Source organism: Nonomuraea candida (assembly GCF_000725485.1).
GTDB classification, from domain to species: domain Bacteria; phylum Actinomycetota; class Actinomycetes; order Streptosporangiales; family Streptosporangiaceae; genus Nonomuraea; species Nonomuraea candida.
Map to the genome: position 1 here is coordinate 13,145 of NZ_JOAG01000033.1, position 16,904 is coordinate 30,048.

Here is a 16,904-nt window from a genome sequence, read left to right on the forward strand (position 1 = left end):
AAGGCAACACTGGCGACACTGTGGGAAGGTAAGGCCGTGACGCTCACCAATTGGGCTGGAAACACCACATTCCACGCAAAAGACGTGCATCATCCGACCTCTCTGGACGAGCTGCGGCGGCTCGTCGCGGCCAGTGTCAAGGTGCGGGCGCTGGGCAGCGGGCACTCCTTCAACCACGTCGCCGACACCTCCGGCGACCTCGTGGTGCTGGACCGGATGCCCGCCGTGGTGGAGATCGACGGCGCCGCGGCCACGGTGCGGGTCAACGCGCGCATGACGTACGCGGAGCTGGCGCACCGGCTGCACCGGGCCGGGTTCGCGCTGGCGAACATGGCCTCGCTGCCGCACATCTCCGTGGCCGGCTCCGTCGCGACCGGCACGCACGGCTCGGGCGTGGCCCAGCCCAGTCTGGCCGCCGCCGTCTCCGGGATCGACCTCGTCACCGCCGACGGCTCGCTGCTGTCGCTCTCGCGCGGCGACGCCGACTTCCCCGGCGCCGTGGTGTCCGCCGGCGCGCTCGGCGTGGTCACCACGCTCACGCTCGACCTGGTGCCGGCCTTCGAGCTGCGCCAGTACGTACGCGAGGGCCTGGCCGCGGAGGTCGCCCTGGCCCACTTCGAGGCGATCATGTCGAGCGGCTACAGCGTCAGCCTGTTCACCGACTACCGCGACACCCGCGTCTGGCTCAAGCGCGAGGAGGAGCTGACCGACGCCGACTGGTACGGCACCACCGCCGCCGACGGCCCCCGCCACCCGCTGCCCGCCATGCCGGCCGCCACCTGCACGCCGCAGCTCGGCGTGCCCGGCCCCTGGCACGAGCGGCTGCCGCACTTCCGCGCCGACTCCCCGCCCAGCGGCGCGGGCGACGAGCTCCAGACCGAGCTGCTGCTGCCCCGGGAGCACGCGCCCGGCGCGCTGCGCGCGCTCTTCGCGATCGGCGACCGCATCCGCCCGGTCCTGCAGATCTCCGAGGTCCGCTGCATCGCCGCCGACGACCTGTGGCTGAGCCCCTTCCACGGCCGCGACAGCGTGGGCGTGCACTTCACCTGGATCAGGGACGTCGCCGCCGTGATGCCGGTGGTGGAGCTGGTGGAGGAGGCGCTGGCGCCGTACGCGCCGATCCCGCACTGGGGCAAGCTGTTCACCCGGTGGCCCGAGTGCTCCGAGCCGTTCCGCGCGCTGGCGCGCCGGCTCGACCCGGAGGGCAAGTTCGGCAACGACTTCACCCGCGCCCTGCTGGGGGAGTAGCGCCTCCGCGCGCATGGCCCCCCGTACCTGACGGGAGCTGACAGGTACGTCCGCCAGGATGTCCGCATGACCGCAAAGGGAACCTTCGACACCGCCGGCTGGAGCCCCCAGCCGGCCTTCCACGACCGTGACGGCGTCACGCTGGGCCTGGTGACCCTGGGCAAGACCTGGCACGGCGACCTCGCCGGCACCAGCACCGTGACCATGCTGATGGCCACCACCCCGGTGGAGGAGTCACGCTCGTACGTGGCGCTGGAGCACATCGAGGCGACCCTGGACGGCCGCACGGGCACGTTCGCCGTGCAGCACGACGCGACCAGCGACCGGGGCGAGCAGACGCTGCGCATCAGGGTGGTCGCGGACTCGGGGACAGGGGAACTGGCCGGGATCAGGGGCGAGATGACCATCGCCATCGGCCCCGACGGCGGCCATTCCTACACCTTCGACTACACGCTCTGACCGGCCGCCCGCGCGGAGAACGGCAGGGCCCCGCGTGAGCGGGGCCCCGCGTGAGCGGGGCCCCGCGCGCGGGGTCAGCCGATCGATCTGGCCCGCTCGACCAGCCCGGCCAGCTCGGACACCATCGGATCCTCGGAGGCCGCGGCCAGCCTGGCGGCGTGCTCGCCGAGCGTGGCCAGGTCCAGGCCGAACGCCTCGCGGTCGCGCAGGTAGACCGCGAACGCGGCCACCACGACGTCCACCTGCAGCCGGATCGGCGCCTCCGTCCAGATCGAGCCGCTCAGCTGGTCCGACCGCAGCGCCTCGCCCGCCTCCGACGCGGCCCTGGTGTCCGGGTCCTGCCAGCGCACCGTGGCCTGGGCGAGCTGGCCCTCGGCGCCGGGCTTGAGCGTCAGGGCGTACAGGGCGGTGACGGAGTGGCCGGGGCCGATCTCGCCGCCGTCGCGGCTGTCGTCGCGGAACTCCTCGGCGCTCAGCGCGCGGTTGTCGTACCCGATGAGCCGGTAGCCCTCCACCACCGACGGGTTGAAGACCACCTGCGCCTTGGCGTCGCGGGCGCGCAGCTCGATGGTGGCCGGGAGCTGCTCGACGAAGAGCCTGGCGGCCTCCTCCTCGCTGCTGACGTACACGGCCATGCCGTCGCCGTTGTCGGCGAGCTGCTCCATCAGCTCGTCGCCGTAGTCCCTGCCGACGCCGACCGTCAGCAGCGTGACCTGCTTGCCCGCGTGCTCCTTGACCTGCGCCAGGATGTTCTGCCACTGCGTGCTGCCCTGGTTGGCCAGGCCGTCGGAGAGCAGGATGACCCGGTTGGTGGCGGCGGGACGGAACGCCTTGGCCGCCTCCCGGTAGCCGGTGACCATCCCGGACTCCAGGTTCGTGCTGCCGCCGATCGCCAGCCGGTCCACCGCCGCGACCAGCTCGTCCCTGGCGGTCAGCGGGGTCATGGAGGCCAGCACCTCGGCCTGGCCGCTGAAGGAGACGATCGAGACCTGGTCGCCGGGCGCGAGCTGGTCGAGCAGCTTGCGCAGCGCCGACTTGACCAGGTCGAGGCGGCCGGCCTCGGCCATCGAGCCGGACACGTCCACCACGAACGTGAGGTTGGCGGGCCGCCGCTCGGCCGCCTCGGAGGCGCGCGTCTGCAGGCCGACCCGCATGACCGCCTCGTCCCGCCCGGGCAGCCGCGCGCCGTCCACGTGCACGCTGAACCCGTCGCCGGTCGGCTGCGCGTAGCCCTGCCGGAACGCGTTGACCCACTCCTCCGGGCGGATCTCGGCGGGCGCGGGCCAGCGGCCCTCCTGGAGGGTACGGCGGGCGTAGCCGTACGACGCGGTGTCCACGTCAAGGGCGAACGTGGAGATCTGCGCCGTCGTCGTGTCCTGCTCGCGGTCGCCCTCCTCCGCGGCCTCGGGCATGGGGGACGCGGACGCGGCCGGCCGGCGAGGGGCCGAGCCGCCGTCGGCCGCCCTCTCGCCGCTCGTGGCGCTCGGACCGCCGCCGCAGGCCGTCAGAGCGAGGAGGGCGACAACCGCTGTGCCGGCCGCCCACGGACGTAATCTCATCTGAACCACCTCCGAGTCGTACGACGGAAGACGATCGGCCACAGCCCGGCCGGTGACGCAAGCGAGCGCAAACCGCGATCGCCGCGTGATCGGTTGTGACGGATGAGGTATTGCGGTATGCCTGGACGCCGTGCGCATTTATCTGGGCATCGCGACGAAGTCTCGGGACATTCCTGATCGCGTGCTGAACAGAGTCCGGTCCGTTATCGACACCGCCTTTCCGGTGCCGTCAGACGTCATCCGCGGCAGGGAGTGGCACGGCCGGGGCGTCTCGCTGTTCGCCTGGACCAACGAGCCCGACGACTCCCGCCTGCCGCCGCTGATCTCCGAGCTCGGCGACCGCGTCGTGGGGCTCAACGGGCACCTGGCCGACCCGGCCGACGTGACCCGGCTGCCGGACGACTCCGTGGGCGGCTGCTTCTCGGCCTGGCTCGCCCGCGACGGCGAGCTGGGCGCGAGCACCGCGATCAACCGGGTCTGCCCCGTCTTCTACACCGAGACGCCGGAGCTGCACGTCGTCGGCAGCCGGGCGCTGCTCGTGCACCTGGCGGCCCAGCCGGACGACCGCATCAACCACGACGTGCTCGCACTCCAGACGATGGTCAGGCAGGGGTTCTTCCTGTCGGACGAGACGCCGTACAAGGGGGTCTCGGCGCTGCGGCCCAGCTCGCGGCTGGTGGTGCGGGACGGCGTGCGCACGATCACCGAGACGCCGCTGCCGGAGGCGGCGCCCGTGCCGGCCTCGGGGCGGCGCAAGCGGGCGGCGATCGACGAGCTGGCCGAGGCGCTGCTGGCCACCGTCGCCCCGCTGCGCGACCTGGGCGAGCCGGTGAACCTGGCGCTGACCGGCGGGCGCGACACCCGCATCCTGGCGGCGCTGCTGCACGCGGCGCGGGTGCCGTTCCGCGCGACGACCAACGGGCTCGACACGCATCCCGACGTGATCCTCGCCCGCATGATCGCCGAGAGGCTCGGGGTGGAGCACAAGGTCATCGCCCCCGCCCAGACCGCCGCCAAGGACGCGGTGCTGGTCGAGCATCCGCTGAGCCGGGCCTGGGAGACGCTGCGCACGTGTGAGGGGATGACCTCGGCGTACGAGTCGATCGTGAGCTACCTGCCCTACTCCGGCAAGCCCACTATGTCCGGCCAGAGCGGCGAGACGCTGCGCGCGGGCAGCCTGAACCTGCTGCAGACCGACCTGAGCGACAAGGCGCTGCAGCGGCGCATCGACAACACCTTCCGCAAGGACGCCAAGCTGTTCACCGCCGAGGCCAACGAGCACGCCCGCGAGCTGGCCGCGCCGTGGCTGGCCCGGCCGAACCGGCTGGAGGCGCTGGACCACATCTACATCTGGTACAAGGTCGGGCGCTGGCAGGCCAGCGCGCGGGCGGGCTCGTTGCGGCGCGGCGACCCGGTCCGGCCGTTCCTGGACAACCGGGTGGTGCGCGCGGCGCTCGGCCTCGACCAGGGCTGGCGGCTCTCCGAAGAGGTGATTTATACGCTGATATTGCGATTCGCGCCAAAGCTGCGGGACGTGCCCATCGAAGGCAAGCCCTGGAGGTTCGCCGAGGGCATGACGCGCAACCGGTTCCCCTGGCCGGGACAGCTGCCCGTGCCGCCCGCGCACATGCCCACGGCCAAGACGGGCGGCGGGTGGAGCTGGCGGACCAGCCCCGGCCCCGCCCTCACCGACGTGCTGCGCGAGCAGGTGCTCGGCACCCTCGACGCCCTGGCCCCCATCGTGAACCCGGACGAGGTCCGCGCCCTGTTCGCCGGCCCCGTCGTGCAGAAGCCCGCCCTGGCCTGGCACCTCTACACGGTCAGCACGCTGCTGACCGGCCTCTACCCCGGCAAGCGCCCCGAGGGCCTCGCGGAGATCACGGTCGCCAGGCCGGATCCCGCCCGATGAGCCCGAGGAAGCGGTCCAGCGCGGGCGCGTCGGCCGGGACCGGCACCTCCGGCCCGAACGCGCCCTGCTCCCGCCCCTTGGGCGCCATCTGCGTGGCGACCGCCAGCAGCGTGCCGGCGGTCTCCTCGTCCACCTCGTAGGGCAGGCCCGTCGCCCGGGACAGGTCCCAGCCGTGCGCCACCAGGTCGGTCAGCGCCATGTTCGCCAGCACCGGCTTGGGCAGGCCGCCCATGGCCTCGCTGACGCCCTCCCAGGCCTCGGGGCGCTCCCAGACGGCCAGCATGCGCGCCACCCGCTCGGGGAAGTCGCCGGTGTACTCCTTCGGCGGCACGAGCCCGCCGCCGAGCCCGAGGGACTCGAACAGGTCGGCGCCCCACTCCAGGTGGGTGAGCAGCGCCTTGACGTCGTAGTCGGCGCACGGGGTGGGCAGGCCGAGCTGGTCGTCCTTGATCTCGCGCACCAGGGCCGAGGTGCCGGCCGCGGCGCGCTTCAGCAGGGTCATGGTCTCGTTCATGGGCTCAAGCCTGCCAGGGCCGCGTTCTCGACGCGTATCCGGACCGTGAGCAGCACCGCGTTGACGGCCGTGAACACCGCCGCGGTCAGCCAGGCCGTGTGCACGAGCGGCAGCGCGATCCCCTCGGCCACCACGGCGACGTAGTTGGGATGGCGCAGCCACCGGTACGGCCCCCGCGCCACCAGCGGCAGGCCCGGCACCACGACCACGCGGGTGTTCCACTGCCGGCCCAGCGTGCCGATGCACCACCAGCGCAGCCCCTGCGCCAGCACGACGAGGGCGAGCATGGGCCAGCCGAGCGCGGGCAGGAACGGGCGGCCGAGCAGCCAGACCTCGGCCGGGGCCGCGGCGAGCAGCGCCACGTGGACCAGCACGATCCACGGGTAGTGCCGCGCGCCGCGCTCGACGCCGCCCCTGGCCCTGGCCCAGGCCAGGTTGCGCCGGGCCACGACCAGCTCGGCCAGCCGTTCGAGCACGACCAGGCCGATGAGCAGCGCGTACGCCATCACCAGTGCAGCAGGAGCAGCTCGGCGGAGAACCCGGGCCCCAGCGCCATCAGCAGGGCGGGGGTGCCGGGCCGGCCGCGCGTCTCCTGCAGGACGTGCAGGACCGAGACCGACGACAGGTTGCCGTGCTCGCGCAGCGAGCGCCAGGTCACGTCGAGGGCCTTGGCGGGCAGGCCGAGCGTCTCCACGATCTTGTCGATCACCTTGGGGCCGCCGGGGTGGCAGATCCAGGTGGCGACCTGCTCGGGGGTCAGCCCGTAGTCGGCCAGGAACGCCTTGATGTCGGCGGCCAGCACCTGCTCCACGAACGACGTCAGGTCCGCGTCCAGCACGATGCGGAAGCCGTGGTCGCCCACCTCCCATCCCATGAGGTGCTCCGTGCCCGGGTAGAGCCTGCTGCGGGTGGCGACGACCTCGGGGCCCGGGCCGCGCCCGCACGCCACCACCGCCGCCGCGCCGTCGCCGAACAGGCCGCTGGCGACCAGGTTCGCGATCGAGGTGTCGTCACGCTGGATGGTCAGCGAGCACAGCTCCACGCAGACCAGCACCGCGACGTGGTCGGGCCAGCCGCGCAGGTAGTCGTGCAGGCGGGAGAGCCCGGACGCGCCCGCCGCGCACCCCAGGCCGAACACCGGCACCCGTTTCACGTCGGGCCGCAGCCCCGCCCGCTGCGCCAGCTTGGCGTCGATCGACGGGGTCGCCAGGCCGGTGGTCGAGCAGAACAGCAGGTGATCGACCTTCTCCGGCGGCACGTCGGCCTTGCGCAGCGCCCCGATCAGCGCCTGCTCCCCGAGGTCGAGCGCGGCCTCGACGTAGGCGTCGTTGGCGCGGGCGAAGGAGTCCAGCTTGGCGTAGTCGGCCAGCGGCAGGGCGAGGTTGCGGCCTTGCACCCCGGTGGCCTGGTGGAACCGCCTCAGCAGCGCCTCGTCACAATCCGTCAGCCGGGAGAACGCCTCGGTGATCTCCGCCTGCTCGTAACGGTGATCGGGCAAAACGGTCTGTACTCCCGCAATATGCATATATCTCTCCTGCCGCTGAAAGGCCGCCGCTAACATGCGGGCATGCTGCTCCCGTTCCCTGCCAGGCCGCACCTGGTTTCCGTGCTGGCGTTCGACGGAATGGCGCCGTTCGAGCTCGGCTGCGTCGTCGAACTGTTCGGGCTGCCCCGCCCCGAGCTGGACGTCCCCTGGTACGACCTGACGGTGTGCGCGGAGACGCGGGAGCCGCTGCGCGTGGTCGGCGGTTTCACCATGCGGGCCGAGCACGGCCTGGACCTGCTGGCCGAGGCCGACACGGTCATCGTGCCCGGCGTCGCGGACGTCAGGGCGCCGGTCTCGGAGCCGCTCGTCACCGCCCTGCGCGCGGCCTCCGCCCGCGGCGCGCGGATGGTCTCGATCTGCTCGGGCGCGTTCGCGCTGGCGGCGGCCGGCCTGCTGGACGGCCGCCCGGCCACCACCCACTGGAGGTACGCCGAGCTGTTCCAGCGGCGCTTCCCCGCCGTCCTGGTCAACCCCTCCGTCCTGTACGTGGACGACGGCGACGTGCTCACCAGCGCGGGCAGCGCCGCCGGCCTCGACCTGCTGATCCACCTCGTACGCCGCGACCACGGCCCGAACGTGGCCAACACCGTGGCCCGCCGCCTGGTCGTGCCGCCGCACCGGGAGGGCGGGCAGGCCCAGTTCATCCAGGCCGCCGTCACCCCCGTGGCGGACGACGACGCGGTGGCCAGGGCGATGGCCTGGGCCCTGGACCATCTGGCCGGCCCCATCTCGGTGGGCGACCTGGCCGGGGTGGCGCACATGTCGGAGCGCACGTTCATCCGGCGCTTCAAGCGGCAGACCGGCACCAGCCCGCTGCGCTGGGTGATCTCCCAGCGAGTGGCGGCCAGCCTGCCCCTGCTGGAGTCGACGGCGGCGCCGGTGGAGGAGATCGGGGCGGCGGTCGGGTTCGAGAGCCCGGCGACGTTCCGGCACCACTTCACCCGCGCGATGCGCACCTCGCCGTCGGCCTACCGCCGGGCGTTCGGCGCCTGACCGGCCGCCCACCGGATGCGGCGGGAGTGGGTCGGGGAGGCGCGCACCCGCGCCATCACCGTCAGCGGGTGAGCCGCCAGAGCGAGGTCACCTCGGCGGCGCGGGCCGCGTGCAGCGGGTCGTCCGCGTCGCCCGCGCGGCGGTGCCGGGGCGCGACGTCCACCCGGCCGGCCACCCGCAGCCCCGCCCGCTCGAACTCCGCGGCCAGCTCGCCCTTACCGCGCAGCCCCAGCCGCTCGGCCAGGTCCGACAGGACGAGCCAGCCCTCGCCCGCCGGCTCCAGATGCCCGGCCAGCCCGTCCAGGAATCCGCGCAACATCCGCCCGCCCGGGTCGTAGACGGCGTGGTCGAGAGGGGAGAGCGGCTTGGCGGGCAGCCACGGCGGGTTGCAGACGATCAGCGGCGCGCGCCCCGGCGGGAACAGGTCGGCGGGCACGACCTCCACCCGGTCCTCCAGCCCCAGGCGGGCGACGTTGTCGCGGGCGCACGCGACGGCCCGCTCGTCGAGGTCGGTGGCCACCACGCGCCGCACCCCGCGCCTGGCCAGCACCGCCGCCAGCACGCCGGTGCCGGTGCCCACGTCGAAGGCGAGCCGGTCACCCGGCAGCGGCGCCTGTGCCACCAGGTCGACGTATTCGCTCCTGGTGGGCGAGAACACGCCGTGGTGCGGGTGGACGCGGGCGCCGAGCGCCGGGACGTAGACGCCCTTCTTGCGCCACTCGTGCGCCCCGATCAGGCCGAGCAGCTCGCGGAGCGGGCCGACCGCGGGCGGGGCGTGCGGGCCGTGCACCTCGGCGCAGGCCAGCCGTACGTCGGGCGCCCGGCGCAGCGGCACGACGTGGTCCTCCGCGTAGGGGATGAGCAGCATGCCGAGCGTGCGGGCGCGCCGGGACCGCGCCTGGCGGTGGCGGTGGAAGCCGCTGCCCGGCTCGGCCGGCTTGCAGCGGCGGCCCATCGCCGTCAGGAGCCGGCGGCCGTTGTGGAAGTCGCCCCGCCACAGCAGCGCCGTGCCCTCGCAGGCCAGGCGGTAGGCGGTGGCGGCGTTCATGCCGTCGTCGGCGACGATCACGCGCCCCGGCGGGGGCGCGCCCAGCGCGCTGCGCCAGACCGCCGACCGCTCCTGCCCCGCCTCGGTCCATCGGATCATCGCACCGACCGTTTCACGGAACGCCCCCGCCGGGCCACCGCTTTTCCGCGACGGGCCGTACGCCGGGGAGGGTCGTGACGGTGACGGGGCCGCACGCCGGGGAGGGGCGTGACGGTGACGGGGCAGTACGCCGGGGAGGGTCGTGGCGGACCACCCGCCGGGGATGGGTTACGGGAGCAGGCCCGTCACCAGGGCGCGGACCCCCTTGGCGTAGGTGTCGCGCCCGGTCAGCTCCTCCCACCGGCCGCCGATCTCGCCCAGCCTCGGGTACTCAGCGCCGTCCAGCTCGGCGAACACCCGCTCCCGGTAGGTGCTCCCGCCCTCCTCGCGCCGCCGGCGCGCCGCCGCCCCGGCGGCGATCTCCCCGGCCGTGTAGTGCCAGATCACCCGGTAGGCGTCCACGGCGTCCTCGACGCCCAGCCCGGCCCGCATCGCGGCGTCGATGATCTGCTCCGGGTACCACAGCGCGCTCACCGAGAGCAGGTCGTCGGCCCGCAGCACGTCCACCGCCCACGGGCAGCCGGCCACCGCCTCCCGCATGGCCAGGGCGGCGGCCACCATGCGCTCGCGCGGCTCCGCCGGCAGCTCGGGCCTGGGGAAGCCGGCGGCGTAGTCGTCGAGCAACAGCAGCAGCAGCTCCTCCTTGTCACGCACGTGGTGGTAGATCGCCATGGCCGTGCTGCCGACCTCTCTGGCCAGGCGGCGCATGGTCAGCCCGGGGAGCCCGTCTTCCTCGATCACTCTGGTGGCGGCGGCCACGATCTCCGCCTTGGAGATCCTGGGCGGCCTGCCCGTACGCGTCGGCATCTTGTCATGTTACTTTTTATACATGTATAAAAACTTGTGGGCCGTCGCGGTCCTGGCCTTCGCCGTGGCCGTGGGCACCTTGCAGATGACGGTCGTGGTGCCGCTGCTGCCGGGGCTCGCGCGGCACCTCGGCGCCTCGCCCACCACCGTCTCCTGGACCCTCACCGCCGGGCTGCTGTCGGGCGCGGTCTCGATCCCGCTGCTGTCACGGCTCGGCGACATGTACGGCCGCCGCATGACGTCGCTGGTCGCGCTCGGCCTGCTGGTCGCCGGCTCGGCGCTCGGCGCGCTGTCGGACACGCTCGCGCCGCTCATCGCGGGCCGCGTGCTCCAGGGCGTCGCGGCGCCGCTGCTCCCGCTGGCCATGGGCCTGGTCAGGCAGGCCGTCCCCGCCCGCCGGCTGCCGGCCGCGATCGGGGTGCTGAGCGCCATGATCGGCGTCGGCAGCGGCGGCGGCATGATCCTCGCCGGACTCCTCGACGGGGACCACCGCGCCGTGTTCTGGGCGCTGACCGGGCTGGGCGCGCTGAGCTTCGTCCTGGTGGCGGCCGTGGTGCGCGAGACGCCCGCCCGCGCCCCCGGGCGGCCCGACCTGACCGGGGCGGCGCTGGTCGCGGCGTGGCTCGTGTGCCTGCTGCTCGCCATCAGCAAGGGCGCGGCGTGGGGCTGGACCTCGCCGCTGACGCTGGGACTGCTGGCGGCGGCCGTGGTGGTGGCCGCGATCTGGGTCGCGACCGCCCGCCGCGCCGAGTCGCCGCTGATCGAGATTCCCATGCTCGTGCACCGGCGGACGGTGGGGGCGACCGTGGCGTCGTTCCTGCTGGGGTTCGCCCTGTTCGCGGCCATCACCACGGTGTCGGCCGTGGCCCAGGGCGCGCTCGGCGCCACGGTGCTGCAGGTCGGGATCTACCTGCTGCCGACGACGGTGCTCATGCTCGTGGTCTCCGTGCTGGCGGGCGCGCTGATGCGCCGCTTCACCGCCTCCGCGCTCGTGACGGCCGGCTCGGCGCTGGTGACGGCCGCCGCGTTGTGGCTGGCGGTGTCCAGGTCGTCGAGCGCCGACCTGTACGGCGCCGCGACCGTGCTGGGCCTGGGCGTCGGCCTCGGGTACGCCGCGCTCGGCACGATGGCGGTCGAGCACGTGGAGCCGGCCAAGACGGCGGCGGCCGGCGGGATCAACGCGCTGGTCAGGGTCGTGGGCAGCAGCGTGGCCGGTGCGGTGGGGGCGGTGGTGCTGGCCGCCGGGGGCGCCGGGTGGAGCTTCGGCGTCGCGGCGGTGGCGGCCCTGCTGGCCGCGCTCTTCGCCGCCGCCTACGGGAACCTCGCGCGAAAGCAACCGGCCTGACGCGCGGGCCGGGGCCGTCGGAGGGCGGGCGGCGGCCCCGGTTCGAAGCGTGCTCGGGCGGTCCCGAAGTCGGATACACTTGTTCAGGCACGAGGGGCTATGGCGCAGTTGGTAGCGCGCCTCCATGGCATGGAGGAGGTCTGGGGTTCGAATCCCCATAGCTCCACAACAGGCGAGAAGGCCGCTCCCGAGATCGGGGGCGGCCTTCTCGCGTTGCCGGGGCCCGGCTCCGGTGGCGGGCTCACACGGGCGGGTTGAAGCGGTGGTAGCCGGGCGCCGTCCACCCGCCGGGCATGGCGGCGAGCTGGTGGACGTACGACTCCAGCTCATACCGCACCACCGGCCGATCCCCCCACTCCACCCTGGCCGTGCCGGTGAGCTGCAGCGTCCCGCCCTGCTCCCAGTCGGGGAACAGCAGCCCGGCCGCCGGGTTCAGCTCCAGGTTGCCCAGGGTCATGTACATGCCGTTGCCCGGATAGTCGGGCCACTCCAGCGTGCGCGGCCCGGTGACCCGGACGAAGCCGGGGTTGCCGCCCCGGTGCGACACGTCGGCCCCGTGCCCGTCGGCGGCGGTGGCGACGAAGAACGTGTCCGCCGCCGCGATCAGATCCGCGTGCCGCTCCGTCAGCTCGCTCCCGCCGCCGAGGGTGGCGGGCGTGCCGGGGAAGGTGGTGGGCTCGCGGGTCTGGATGTACTTGGGGCAGTTGGAGTAGACCTGCTCGGTCCACACGACGAGGGAGTCCCCGGCCTGTACGGCGGTGCCGTTCACCCGCATCCTGCGGCGGGTGTGCGGCTCGATGGCCAGCAGGCCGAGGTCCCGCTCCGCCGCGAACAGCCCGTGCAGCGGGTCGCCGGCGGCGGGCAGGGCGCGGATCACGATCGTGCGGTCGTCCTCGGCGGCGGCGAACCCGGCGGGCCCGGTGAGCACGCCCGCCCAGAGGTGCCCGAGGTCGTCGGCCGCCCCGGCGACGATCATGCGCTGGGCCCGCAGGAACTCGGCGGCCGGGCCGGGGATCTCCGGCCGGGTGCGCGCGCTGCCGTGCCCGGTGAGCCCGACCCCGGCCCGCCGCTGCGCCGCGACCTCGCCGGGATGGTTTCTCATTAGAAGAACCCGCAGGTCGGCGCGCCGGTGGTGGGCGCGGGACGGTCTCCGGCGGCGTCGGGGGCGAAGATCTCCAGCCGGATGCCGTCGGGGTCCTCGAAGAACACGCCGCCCGACGCGGCGCCCTCGCCGTGCGGCACGACGCCGTCGTGGTGCAGGGTCGCGCCCAGCTCCCTGATCACGGTCTCCGCCCGGCGCACCGCGTCGAGGTCGGCGACCTGGAACGACAGGTGGTGCAGGCCCGGCAGGCCGGCGGCGAAGCGGCCGTCGCTCTGCTGCCAGAGCGTCAGCACCAGCTTGCCGTCCTGGGCCAGGAAGGCGTAGCGGCGCCCCTTCTCCTGCGACTCGCCCGCCGGCGTGAACCCGAAGACGCGCCCGTAGAACGCGATGGACCTGTCGAGGTCGGTGACGTTGAGCCCGATGTGCCCGGTCTGAAAGGCCATGCCTCACTCCTCTAACGCTTGCACGGTAGATTTGCCGTTAGAAGCACTATAACGGCAAATCTACTGCTTTGGCGTTAGAAGAGGGCTATTTCTTGTGCTCCCGGTAGTGCCGGGCCGCGCGGGCGCGGTTCCCGCAGGCCGTCGAGCACCACTCCTGGCGCGGGTGCTCCTTGACGAAATAGAGCACGCAGCGGGGGGCCTGGCAGGTGCGCAGCAGGGCCCGGTCGGGGCCGGCGAGGAACTCCACGGCCGCCGTGGCGAGCCGGGCGCGCAGGCGGGCGGGCTCGTCCGCGCCGGTGGCGGAGGCCATGGTGAGGACGGGCTCGCCGTCCCAGGAGAGCTGCGGGGCCGTGGGCGCCGCCAGGGCCGTGGCGTTCACCAGCGCCAGCGCCTCCCCGAACGCGGGCAGGTCCGCCGCGTCCGCCCGGCTCGGCGGCTCGGGGGCGACGGCCCTGGCCAGCAGGGCGCGTACGGCCTGGCGCAGCCGTACGGTCTGCCGCCACGCCTCCTCCGAGGCCGTGAAGCCGGCGTCCACGCCCAGGTCGGCCGCGTGCGCGCGGGCCCAGGCCGTCAGGCCGGCCGCGTCCGGCAGGTCGTCGACCGGGCCGCGCCGGTCGGCCCTGACCGTGCCGGCGAATTCCAGGGTGAGAGAGGACATGCCCTCAATCTAACGCCTTCCTGTGGACGCAGCCGTTAGACGCGCGACCCCCTGCGGGCGTGCCGCACACCGGCTCCGGCAGGCCGGACGGCGGCTCAGGTACGGCGGAAGGTGTGGCGGTAGGCCAGCGGTGACACGCCGACGGCCGCGTGCAGGTGCTGGCGCAGCGAGACCGCTGTGCCGAACCCCGCCCGCCTGGCCACCTCCTCCACGCCCAGGTCCGTGGTCTCCAGCAGGTGGCGGGCGTGCTGCACGCGCTGGCCGTTCAGCCAGCGGGCCGGGCTCTGGCCGGTCTCCTCGCGAAAGCGCCTGGTGAACGTGCGCACGCTCATCCTGGCGTGCCGGGCCAGCGCGTTCAGGTCGAGCGGGGCGTCCAGGTGGGCCAGCATCCAGTCGCGGGTGGCCGCCGTGCCGCCGCCGCTGCCGTACGGGAGCGGCCGGTCGATGTACTGGGCCTGGCCGCCCTCCCGCCACGGCGGCATCACGCAGCGCCGGGCCGCCCTGTTGGCCACCGCGCTGCCGAAGTCGCGCCTGATCACGTGCAGGCACAGATCCAGCCCAGCCGCCACGCCCGCCGAGGTCAGCACGTCGCCGTCGTCCACGAACAACACGTCGGGGTCCAGCTCGACCCGGGGGAACAGGCGGCGGAACCGGTCGGCCTCGCGCCAGTGGGTGGTGGCCCGACGGCCGTCGAGCAGGCCCGCCGCGGCCAGCACGAACGAGCCCGTGCAGATCGACATCGTCCGGGGCCGGCCGCGCAGGGCGTCGCGCAGCGGGCCGCTGATCGTGCCGTCCTTCATCGCCCGGCCGCCGTGGATGCCGGGCACCACGACCGTGTCGGCGGTGTCGAGGACGTCGAGGTCGTGGTCGGGCAGCACGGTGTAGCCCGCGGAGCACCGCACCGGCCCGCGGTTCTCCGAGCAGGTCACCACCTCATACAGCCGCTCGCCCGCCGCCGTCTCCGCCGTCCGGAACACCTGGCCGGGCACACCGAGGTCGAGCGGGGCGAAGTGGTCGAGCACGACGACCGCGACACGATGCGGCATGGCCGGATTCTTGCACATATTGGCTTTCCGGCCACTCGTAGCCATGGAAAGGGATAAATCAGGATTGGCGCATGACTGTGAGCACCACCGCCCCCACCCGCCGGCGGTTGCACCGGGCCTGGTACGTCGCGGCCGTCGCGTTCGTGGCCATCCTGGGCTCCGCCGGCTTCCGCGCCACCCCCGGCGTGCTGATCACGCCGTTGCAGGAGGAGTTCGGCTGGTCGACCGGCACCATCTCGCTGGCCGTGTCGATCAACCTGGTGCTCTACGGCCTGACCGCGCCCTTCGCCGCCGCGCTGATGGACCGCTTCGGCATGCGGCGCGTGGTCGCCGTCGCCCTCCTGCTGATCGCCGGGGGCAGCGGGTTCACCGTGCTCATGACGGCGAGCTGGCAGCTCCTGCTCTGCTGGGGCGTGCTGGTGGGGCTGGGCACCGGGTCGATGGCGCTGGTGTTCGCCGCCACGGTGGTGGACCGCTGGTTCGTGCGCCACCGCGGGCTGGTCACCGGCGTGCTGACCGCCGCGGGGGCGACCGGGCAGCTCGTCTTCCTGCCCGTGCTCGCGCAGCTCGCGCAGGGGCCCGGGTGGCGGTTCGCCTCCCTGACGGTGGCCGTGGCGGCGCTGGCCGTGGTGCCGTTCGTGTGGTGGCTGCTGCGCGACCGGCCCGCGGACGTGGGCACGACCGCGCTGGGCGCGGAGCCGGCGCCCGGGCCCGGCACAGGCGGCACAAGCGACACAGGCGACACAGGCGGCGCGGCGGGTGCGGCCGCTCGAACGGGTGCGGCGGTGGCCGGGGGCGCGGGCTCCCCGGCCCGGGTCAACGCGGCCGTCAGGGCCGTCACCGTGCTCTTCTCCGCCGCCAGGACGCGCCCGTTCTGGCTGCTCGCCGGCGGCTTCGCGATCTGCGGCATCAGCACGAACGGCCTGGTCGGCACGCACTTCATCCCCGCCGCCCACGACCACGGCATGCCCCAGCCCGTCGCCGCCGGCCTGCTCGCGGTCATCGGCGTGTTCGACATCGTGGGCACCGTCGCCTCGGGCTGGCTCAGCGACCGGGTCAGCCCCAAGATGCTGCTCGGCGTCTACTACGGCCTGCGCGGGCTGTCGCTGATGGTGCTGCCCGGCCTGTTCGCGGCGACGACCGAGCCCAGCATGCTGATCTTCATCGTGTTCTACGGCCTGGACTGGGTGGCGACCGTGCCACCCACCGTGGCGCTGTGCCGGCAGGTCTACGGGCCCGACGGGGCCGTGGTGTTCGGCTGGGTGTTCGGCGCGCACCAGGTCGGGGCCGCCATCGCCGCCGTCGGCGCCGGCCTCACCCGCGACCACCTGGGCGCCTACGACCTGGCCTGGTACGCCGCGGGCGCCCTCTGCCTCCTCGCCGCCGGCATGTCCCTGGCCATCGGGCATGCTAGGAGACGATGAACTCCGAGCTGTATGTCCTGCCCCTGGTCGTGCGGATCGAGCGGGCCGCCCCTCCCGAGCGCACCGACGCGCTGGAGGCGGCCGCCATGGCCGTGCTGAGCCTGCTCGACGACCCGGGAGAGTGGACCGCCGAGCTGCACGCCTGGCAGTCCACCGGAAAGATCCGCAAGGTGGTGCGCCGGGCCAGGGGCGCCGAGTGGCGCCGGGCGGTCGCGCTGCCCGGCCGCACGATCGAGCACCGCACCGCCGAGGTGCGCGTGCACCCGCCCGTGCCGCTCGACGACTGGCCGCGCGACCTGGCGCGGCTTCAGGTGTCGGGCACCGACCTGACCGACAGCGCCGCGCCCGGCCCCGCCGCGCCGCCGACCCTGTGGGCCAACCCCGGCCTGGAGATGACCGCGGGCAAGGCCATGGCCCAGGCCGGGCACGCCGCCCAGCTCGCCTGGTGGGCCAGCGACGCCGGCGAGCGGGCGGCCTGGCGGGAGCGGGGGCTGGCGGTGTCGGTGCGCACGGCCGCCGACCGGGCCGGCTTCGACGCCATGGTGGCCGCCGGGCTGCCGGTGGTGCGCGACGCGGGGTTCACCGAGATCGAGCCGGGGTCGTGCACGTTCGTGGCCGAGGCGCCGTGGCTGTCGGGCCGCGTCCACGTCCGGCCGTGAGCCTTCGGCGACCCTGAACGGGGTCAGTCCTTGAGCCCGGTCCTG

17 protein-coding genes and 1 tRNA gene are annotated in these 16,904 nt (G+C 74.1%); 8 read left to right on the forward strand and 10 right to left on the reverse strand.

The genetic code is table 11. The features are described 5' to 3' along the window. The first annotated feature begins 84 nt into the window (after nt 1-84). Both IO39_RS29935 and IO39_RS29940 read left to right on the forward strand, forming a co-directional pair. A complete protein-coding gene (locus tag IO39_RS29935; protein WP_281200198.1) occupies nt 85-1,248 on the forward strand; it encodes an FAD-binding protein in 1,164 nt (387 codons plus the stop codon). A 66-nt stretch (nt 1,249-1,314) separates the two neighbouring features. Then, nucleotides 1,315-1,707, forward strand: a complete 393-nt coding sequence (locus IO39_RS29940) for a DUF3224 domain-containing protein (RefSeq protein WP_043630007.1) — start codon at nt 1,315-1,317, stop codon at nt 1,705-1,707. 74 nt (nt 1,708-1,781) lie between these two features. On the opposite strand, the gene IO39_RS29945 is transcribed toward IO39_RS29940, so the two are convergent. Beyond that, nucleotides 1,782-3,119 carry a vWA domain-containing protein gene (locus IO39_RS29945; RefSeq protein ID WP_245642365.1) on the reverse strand — a complete coding sequence of 446 codons (1,338 nt, stop codon included), beginning with the start codon at nt 3,117-3,119 and terminating at the stop codon, nt 1,782-1,784. A gap of 370 nt (nt 3,120-3,489) precedes the next feature. Between IO39_RS29945 and IO39_RS29950 the strand changes: the two genes are divergently transcribed. Then, nucleotides 3,490-5,175, forward strand: coding sequence for an asparagine synthase-related protein (locus IO39_RS29950; RefSeq protein ID WP_245642366.1), 1,686 nt, complete (start codon nt 3,490-3,492; stop codon nt 5,173-5,175). Here the strand turns inward: IO39_RS29950 and IO39_RS29955 are convergent. Genes IO39_RS29955 through IO39_RS29965 form a run of 3 tightly spaced genes read right to left on the reverse strand, consistent with a single transcriptional unit; the run spans nt 5,144 to nt 7,250 of the window. Further along, nucleotides 5,144-5,689: a TIGR03086 family metal-binding protein gene (locus tag IO39_RS29955; RefSeq protein ID WP_043630015.1), complete on the reverse strand. Its 546-nt coding sequence runs from the start codon at nt 5,687-5,689 to the stop codon at nt 5,144-5,146. The genes IO39_RS29950 and IO39_RS29955 overlap by 32 nt on opposite strands. After that, the gene (locus IO39_RS29960; RefSeq protein WP_043630017.1) at nt 5,686-6,195 is read right to left on the reverse strand and encodes an isoprenylcysteine carboxyl methyltransferase family protein; all 510 of its coding nucleotides are present in this window, start codon (nt 6,193-6,195) and stop codon (nt 5,686-5,688) included. Before IO39_RS29960 ends, IO39_RS29955 begins: the two co-directional genes overlap by 4 nt. Further along, nucleotides 6,195-7,250 carry a type III polyketide synthase gene (locus IO39_RS29965; protein ID WP_342671452.1) on the reverse strand — a complete coding sequence of 352 codons (1,056 nt, stop codon included), beginning with the start codon at nt 7,248-7,250 and terminating at the stop codon, nt 6,195-6,197. The genes IO39_RS29960 and IO39_RS29965 overlap by 1 nt, the downstream gene beginning before the upstream one ends. A gap of 6 nt (nt 7,251-7,256) precedes the next feature. Between IO39_RS29965 and ftrA the strand changes: the two genes are divergently transcribed. Beyond that, on the forward strand, nt 7,257-8,228 hold the full coding sequence (ftrA, locus tag IO39_RS29970) for a transcriptional regulator FtrA (protein ID WP_043630021.1): 972 nt from the start codon (nt 7,257-7,259) through the stop codon (nt 8,226-8,228). Nucleotides 8,229-8,289: 61 nt separating this feature from the next. Here ftrA and IO39_RS29975 read toward each other — a convergent pair whose 3' ends face one another. Next, nucleotides 8,290-9,375 (reverse strand): 50S ribosomal protein L11 methyltransferase, encoded by a 1,086-nt coding sequence (locus tag IO39_RS29975; protein ID WP_043630024.1) that lies wholly within the window; start codon nt 9,373-9,375, stop codon nt 8,290-8,292. Nucleotides 9,376-9,543: 168 nt separating this feature from the next. Next, nucleotides 9,544-10,182, reverse strand: coding sequence for a TetR/AcrR family transcriptional regulator (locus IO39_RS29980; protein ID WP_043630026.1), 639 nt, complete (start codon nt 10,180-10,182; stop codon nt 9,544-9,546). A 22-nt stretch (nt 10,183-10,204) separates the two neighbouring features. Between IO39_RS29980 and IO39_RS29985 the strand changes: the two genes are divergently transcribed. Both IO39_RS29985 and IO39_RS29990 read left to right on the forward strand, forming a co-directional pair. Continuing rightward, on the forward strand, nt 10,205-11,527 hold the full coding sequence (locus tag IO39_RS29985; RefSeq protein ID WP_043630027.1) for an MFS transporter: 1,323 nt from the start codon (nt 10,205-10,207) through the stop codon (nt 11,525-11,527). Nucleotides 11,528-11,620: 93 nt separating this feature from the next. Beyond that, nucleotides 11,621-11,693: transfer RNA gene (locus IO39_RS29990), tRNA-Ala, on the forward strand. Between the two features lie 75 nt (nt 11,694-11,768). Here the strand turns inward: IO39_RS29990 and IO39_RS29995 are convergent. The 4 genes from IO39_RS29995 to IO39_RS30010 form a co-directional block, all read right to left on the reverse strand. Then, nucleotides 11,769-12,629 (reverse strand): pyridoxamine 5'-phosphate oxidase family protein, encoded by an 861-nt coding sequence (locus IO39_RS29995; protein WP_043630029.1) that lies wholly within the window; start codon nt 12,627-12,629, stop codon nt 11,769-11,771. Continuing rightward, nucleotides 12,629-13,072, reverse strand: a complete 444-nt coding sequence (locus IO39_RS30000) for a VOC family protein (protein ID WP_043630031.1) — start codon at nt 13,070-13,072, stop codon at nt 12,629-12,631. The genes IO39_RS29995 and IO39_RS30000 overlap by 1 nt, the downstream gene beginning before the upstream one ends. A gap of 85 nt (nt 13,073-13,157) precedes the next feature. Then, entirely contained in the window at nt 13,158-13,730 is a 573-nt protein-coding gene (locus IO39_RS30005) for a CGNR zinc finger domain-containing protein (protein WP_043630033.1), read from the reverse strand. A gap of 95 nt (nt 13,731-13,825) precedes the next feature. Beyond that, on the reverse strand, nt 13,826-14,776 hold the full coding sequence (locus IO39_RS30010) for a GlxA family transcriptional regulator (RefSeq protein ID WP_245642368.1): 951 nt from the start codon (nt 14,774-14,776) through the stop codon (nt 13,826-13,828). A 71-nt stretch (nt 14,777-14,847) separates the two neighbouring features. On the opposite strand from IO39_RS30010, the gene IO39_RS30015 reads away from it, so the two are divergent. Together IO39_RS30015 and IO39_RS30020 are read left to right on the forward strand one after the other, a co-directional pair. After that, nucleotides 14,848-16,200 carry an MFS transporter gene (locus IO39_RS30015; protein ID WP_043630035.1) on the forward strand — a complete coding sequence of 451 codons (1,353 nt, stop codon included), beginning with the start codon at nt 14,848-14,850 and terminating at the stop codon, nt 16,198-16,200. Then, nucleotides 16,197-16,859, forward strand: coding sequence for a peptidyl-tRNA hydrolase (locus IO39_RS30020; protein WP_084773721.1), 663 nt, complete (start codon nt 16,197-16,199; stop codon nt 16,857-16,859). Before IO39_RS30015 ends, IO39_RS30020 begins: the two co-directional genes overlap by 4 nt. The last annotated feature ends 45 nt before the right edge of the window (nt 16,860-16,904 follow it).

Coding starts and splice junctions, on each gene's coding strand:
- IO39_RS29995 (WP_043630029.1), bottom strand. CDS start 12,629: ATGAGAAACCATCCCGGCGAGGTCGCGGCGCAGCGGCGGGCCGGGGTC.
- IO39_RS29960 (WP_043630017.1), bottom strand. CDS start 6,195: ATGGCGTACGCGCTGCTCATCGGCCTGGTCGTGCTCGAACGGCTGGCC.
- IO39_RS29980 (WP_043630026.1), bottom strand. CDS start 10,182: ATGCCGACGCGTACGGGCAGGCCGCCCAGGATCTCCAAGGCGGAGATC.
- IO39_RS30000 (WP_043630031.1), bottom strand. CDS start 13,072: ATGGCCTTTCAGACCGGGCACATCGGGCTCAACGTCACCGACCTCGAC.
- IO39_RS29985 (WP_043630027.1), top strand. CDS start 10,205: ATGTATAAAAACTTGTGGGCCGTCGCGGTCCTGGCCTTCGCCGTGGCC.
- IO39_RS30010 (WP_245642368.1), bottom strand. CDS start 14,776: ATGCCGCATCGTGTCGCGGTCGTCGTGCTCGACCACTTCGCCCCGCTC.
- IO39_RS30020 (WP_084773721.1), top strand. CDS start 16,197: ATGAACTCCGAGCTGTATGTCCTGCCCCTGGTCGTGCGGATCGAGCGG.
- IO39_RS30005 (WP_043630033.1), bottom strand. CDS start 13,730: ATGTCCTCTCTCACCCTGGAATTCGCCGGCACGGTCAGGGCCGACCGG.
- IO39_RS29975 (WP_043630024.1), bottom strand. CDS start 9,375: ATGATCCGATGGACCGAGGCGGGGCAGGAGCGGTCGGCGGTCTGGCGC.
- IO39_RS29965 (WP_342671452.1), bottom strand. CDS start 7,250: ATGTTAGCGGCGGCCTTTCAGCGGCAGGAGAGATATATGCATATTGCG.
- IO39_RS29955 (WP_043630015.1), bottom strand. CDS start 5,689: ATGAACGAGACCATGACCCTGCTGAAGCGCGCCGCGGCCGGCACCTCG.
- IO39_RS29945 (WP_245642365.1), bottom strand. CDS start 3,119: ATGCCCGAGGCCGCGGAGGAGGGCGACCGCGAGCAGGACACGACGACG.
- IO39_RS29940 (WP_043630007.1), top strand. CDS start 1,315: ATGACCGCAAAGGGAACCTTCGACACCGCCGGCTGGAGCCCCCAGCCG.
- IO39_RS30015 (WP_043630035.1), top strand. CDS start 14,848: ATGACTGTGAGCACCACCGCCCCCACCCGCCGGCGGTTGCACCGGGCC.
- ftrA (WP_043630021.1), top strand. CDS start 7,257: ATGCTGCTCCCGTTCCCTGCCAGGCCGCACCTGGTTTCCGTGCTGGCG.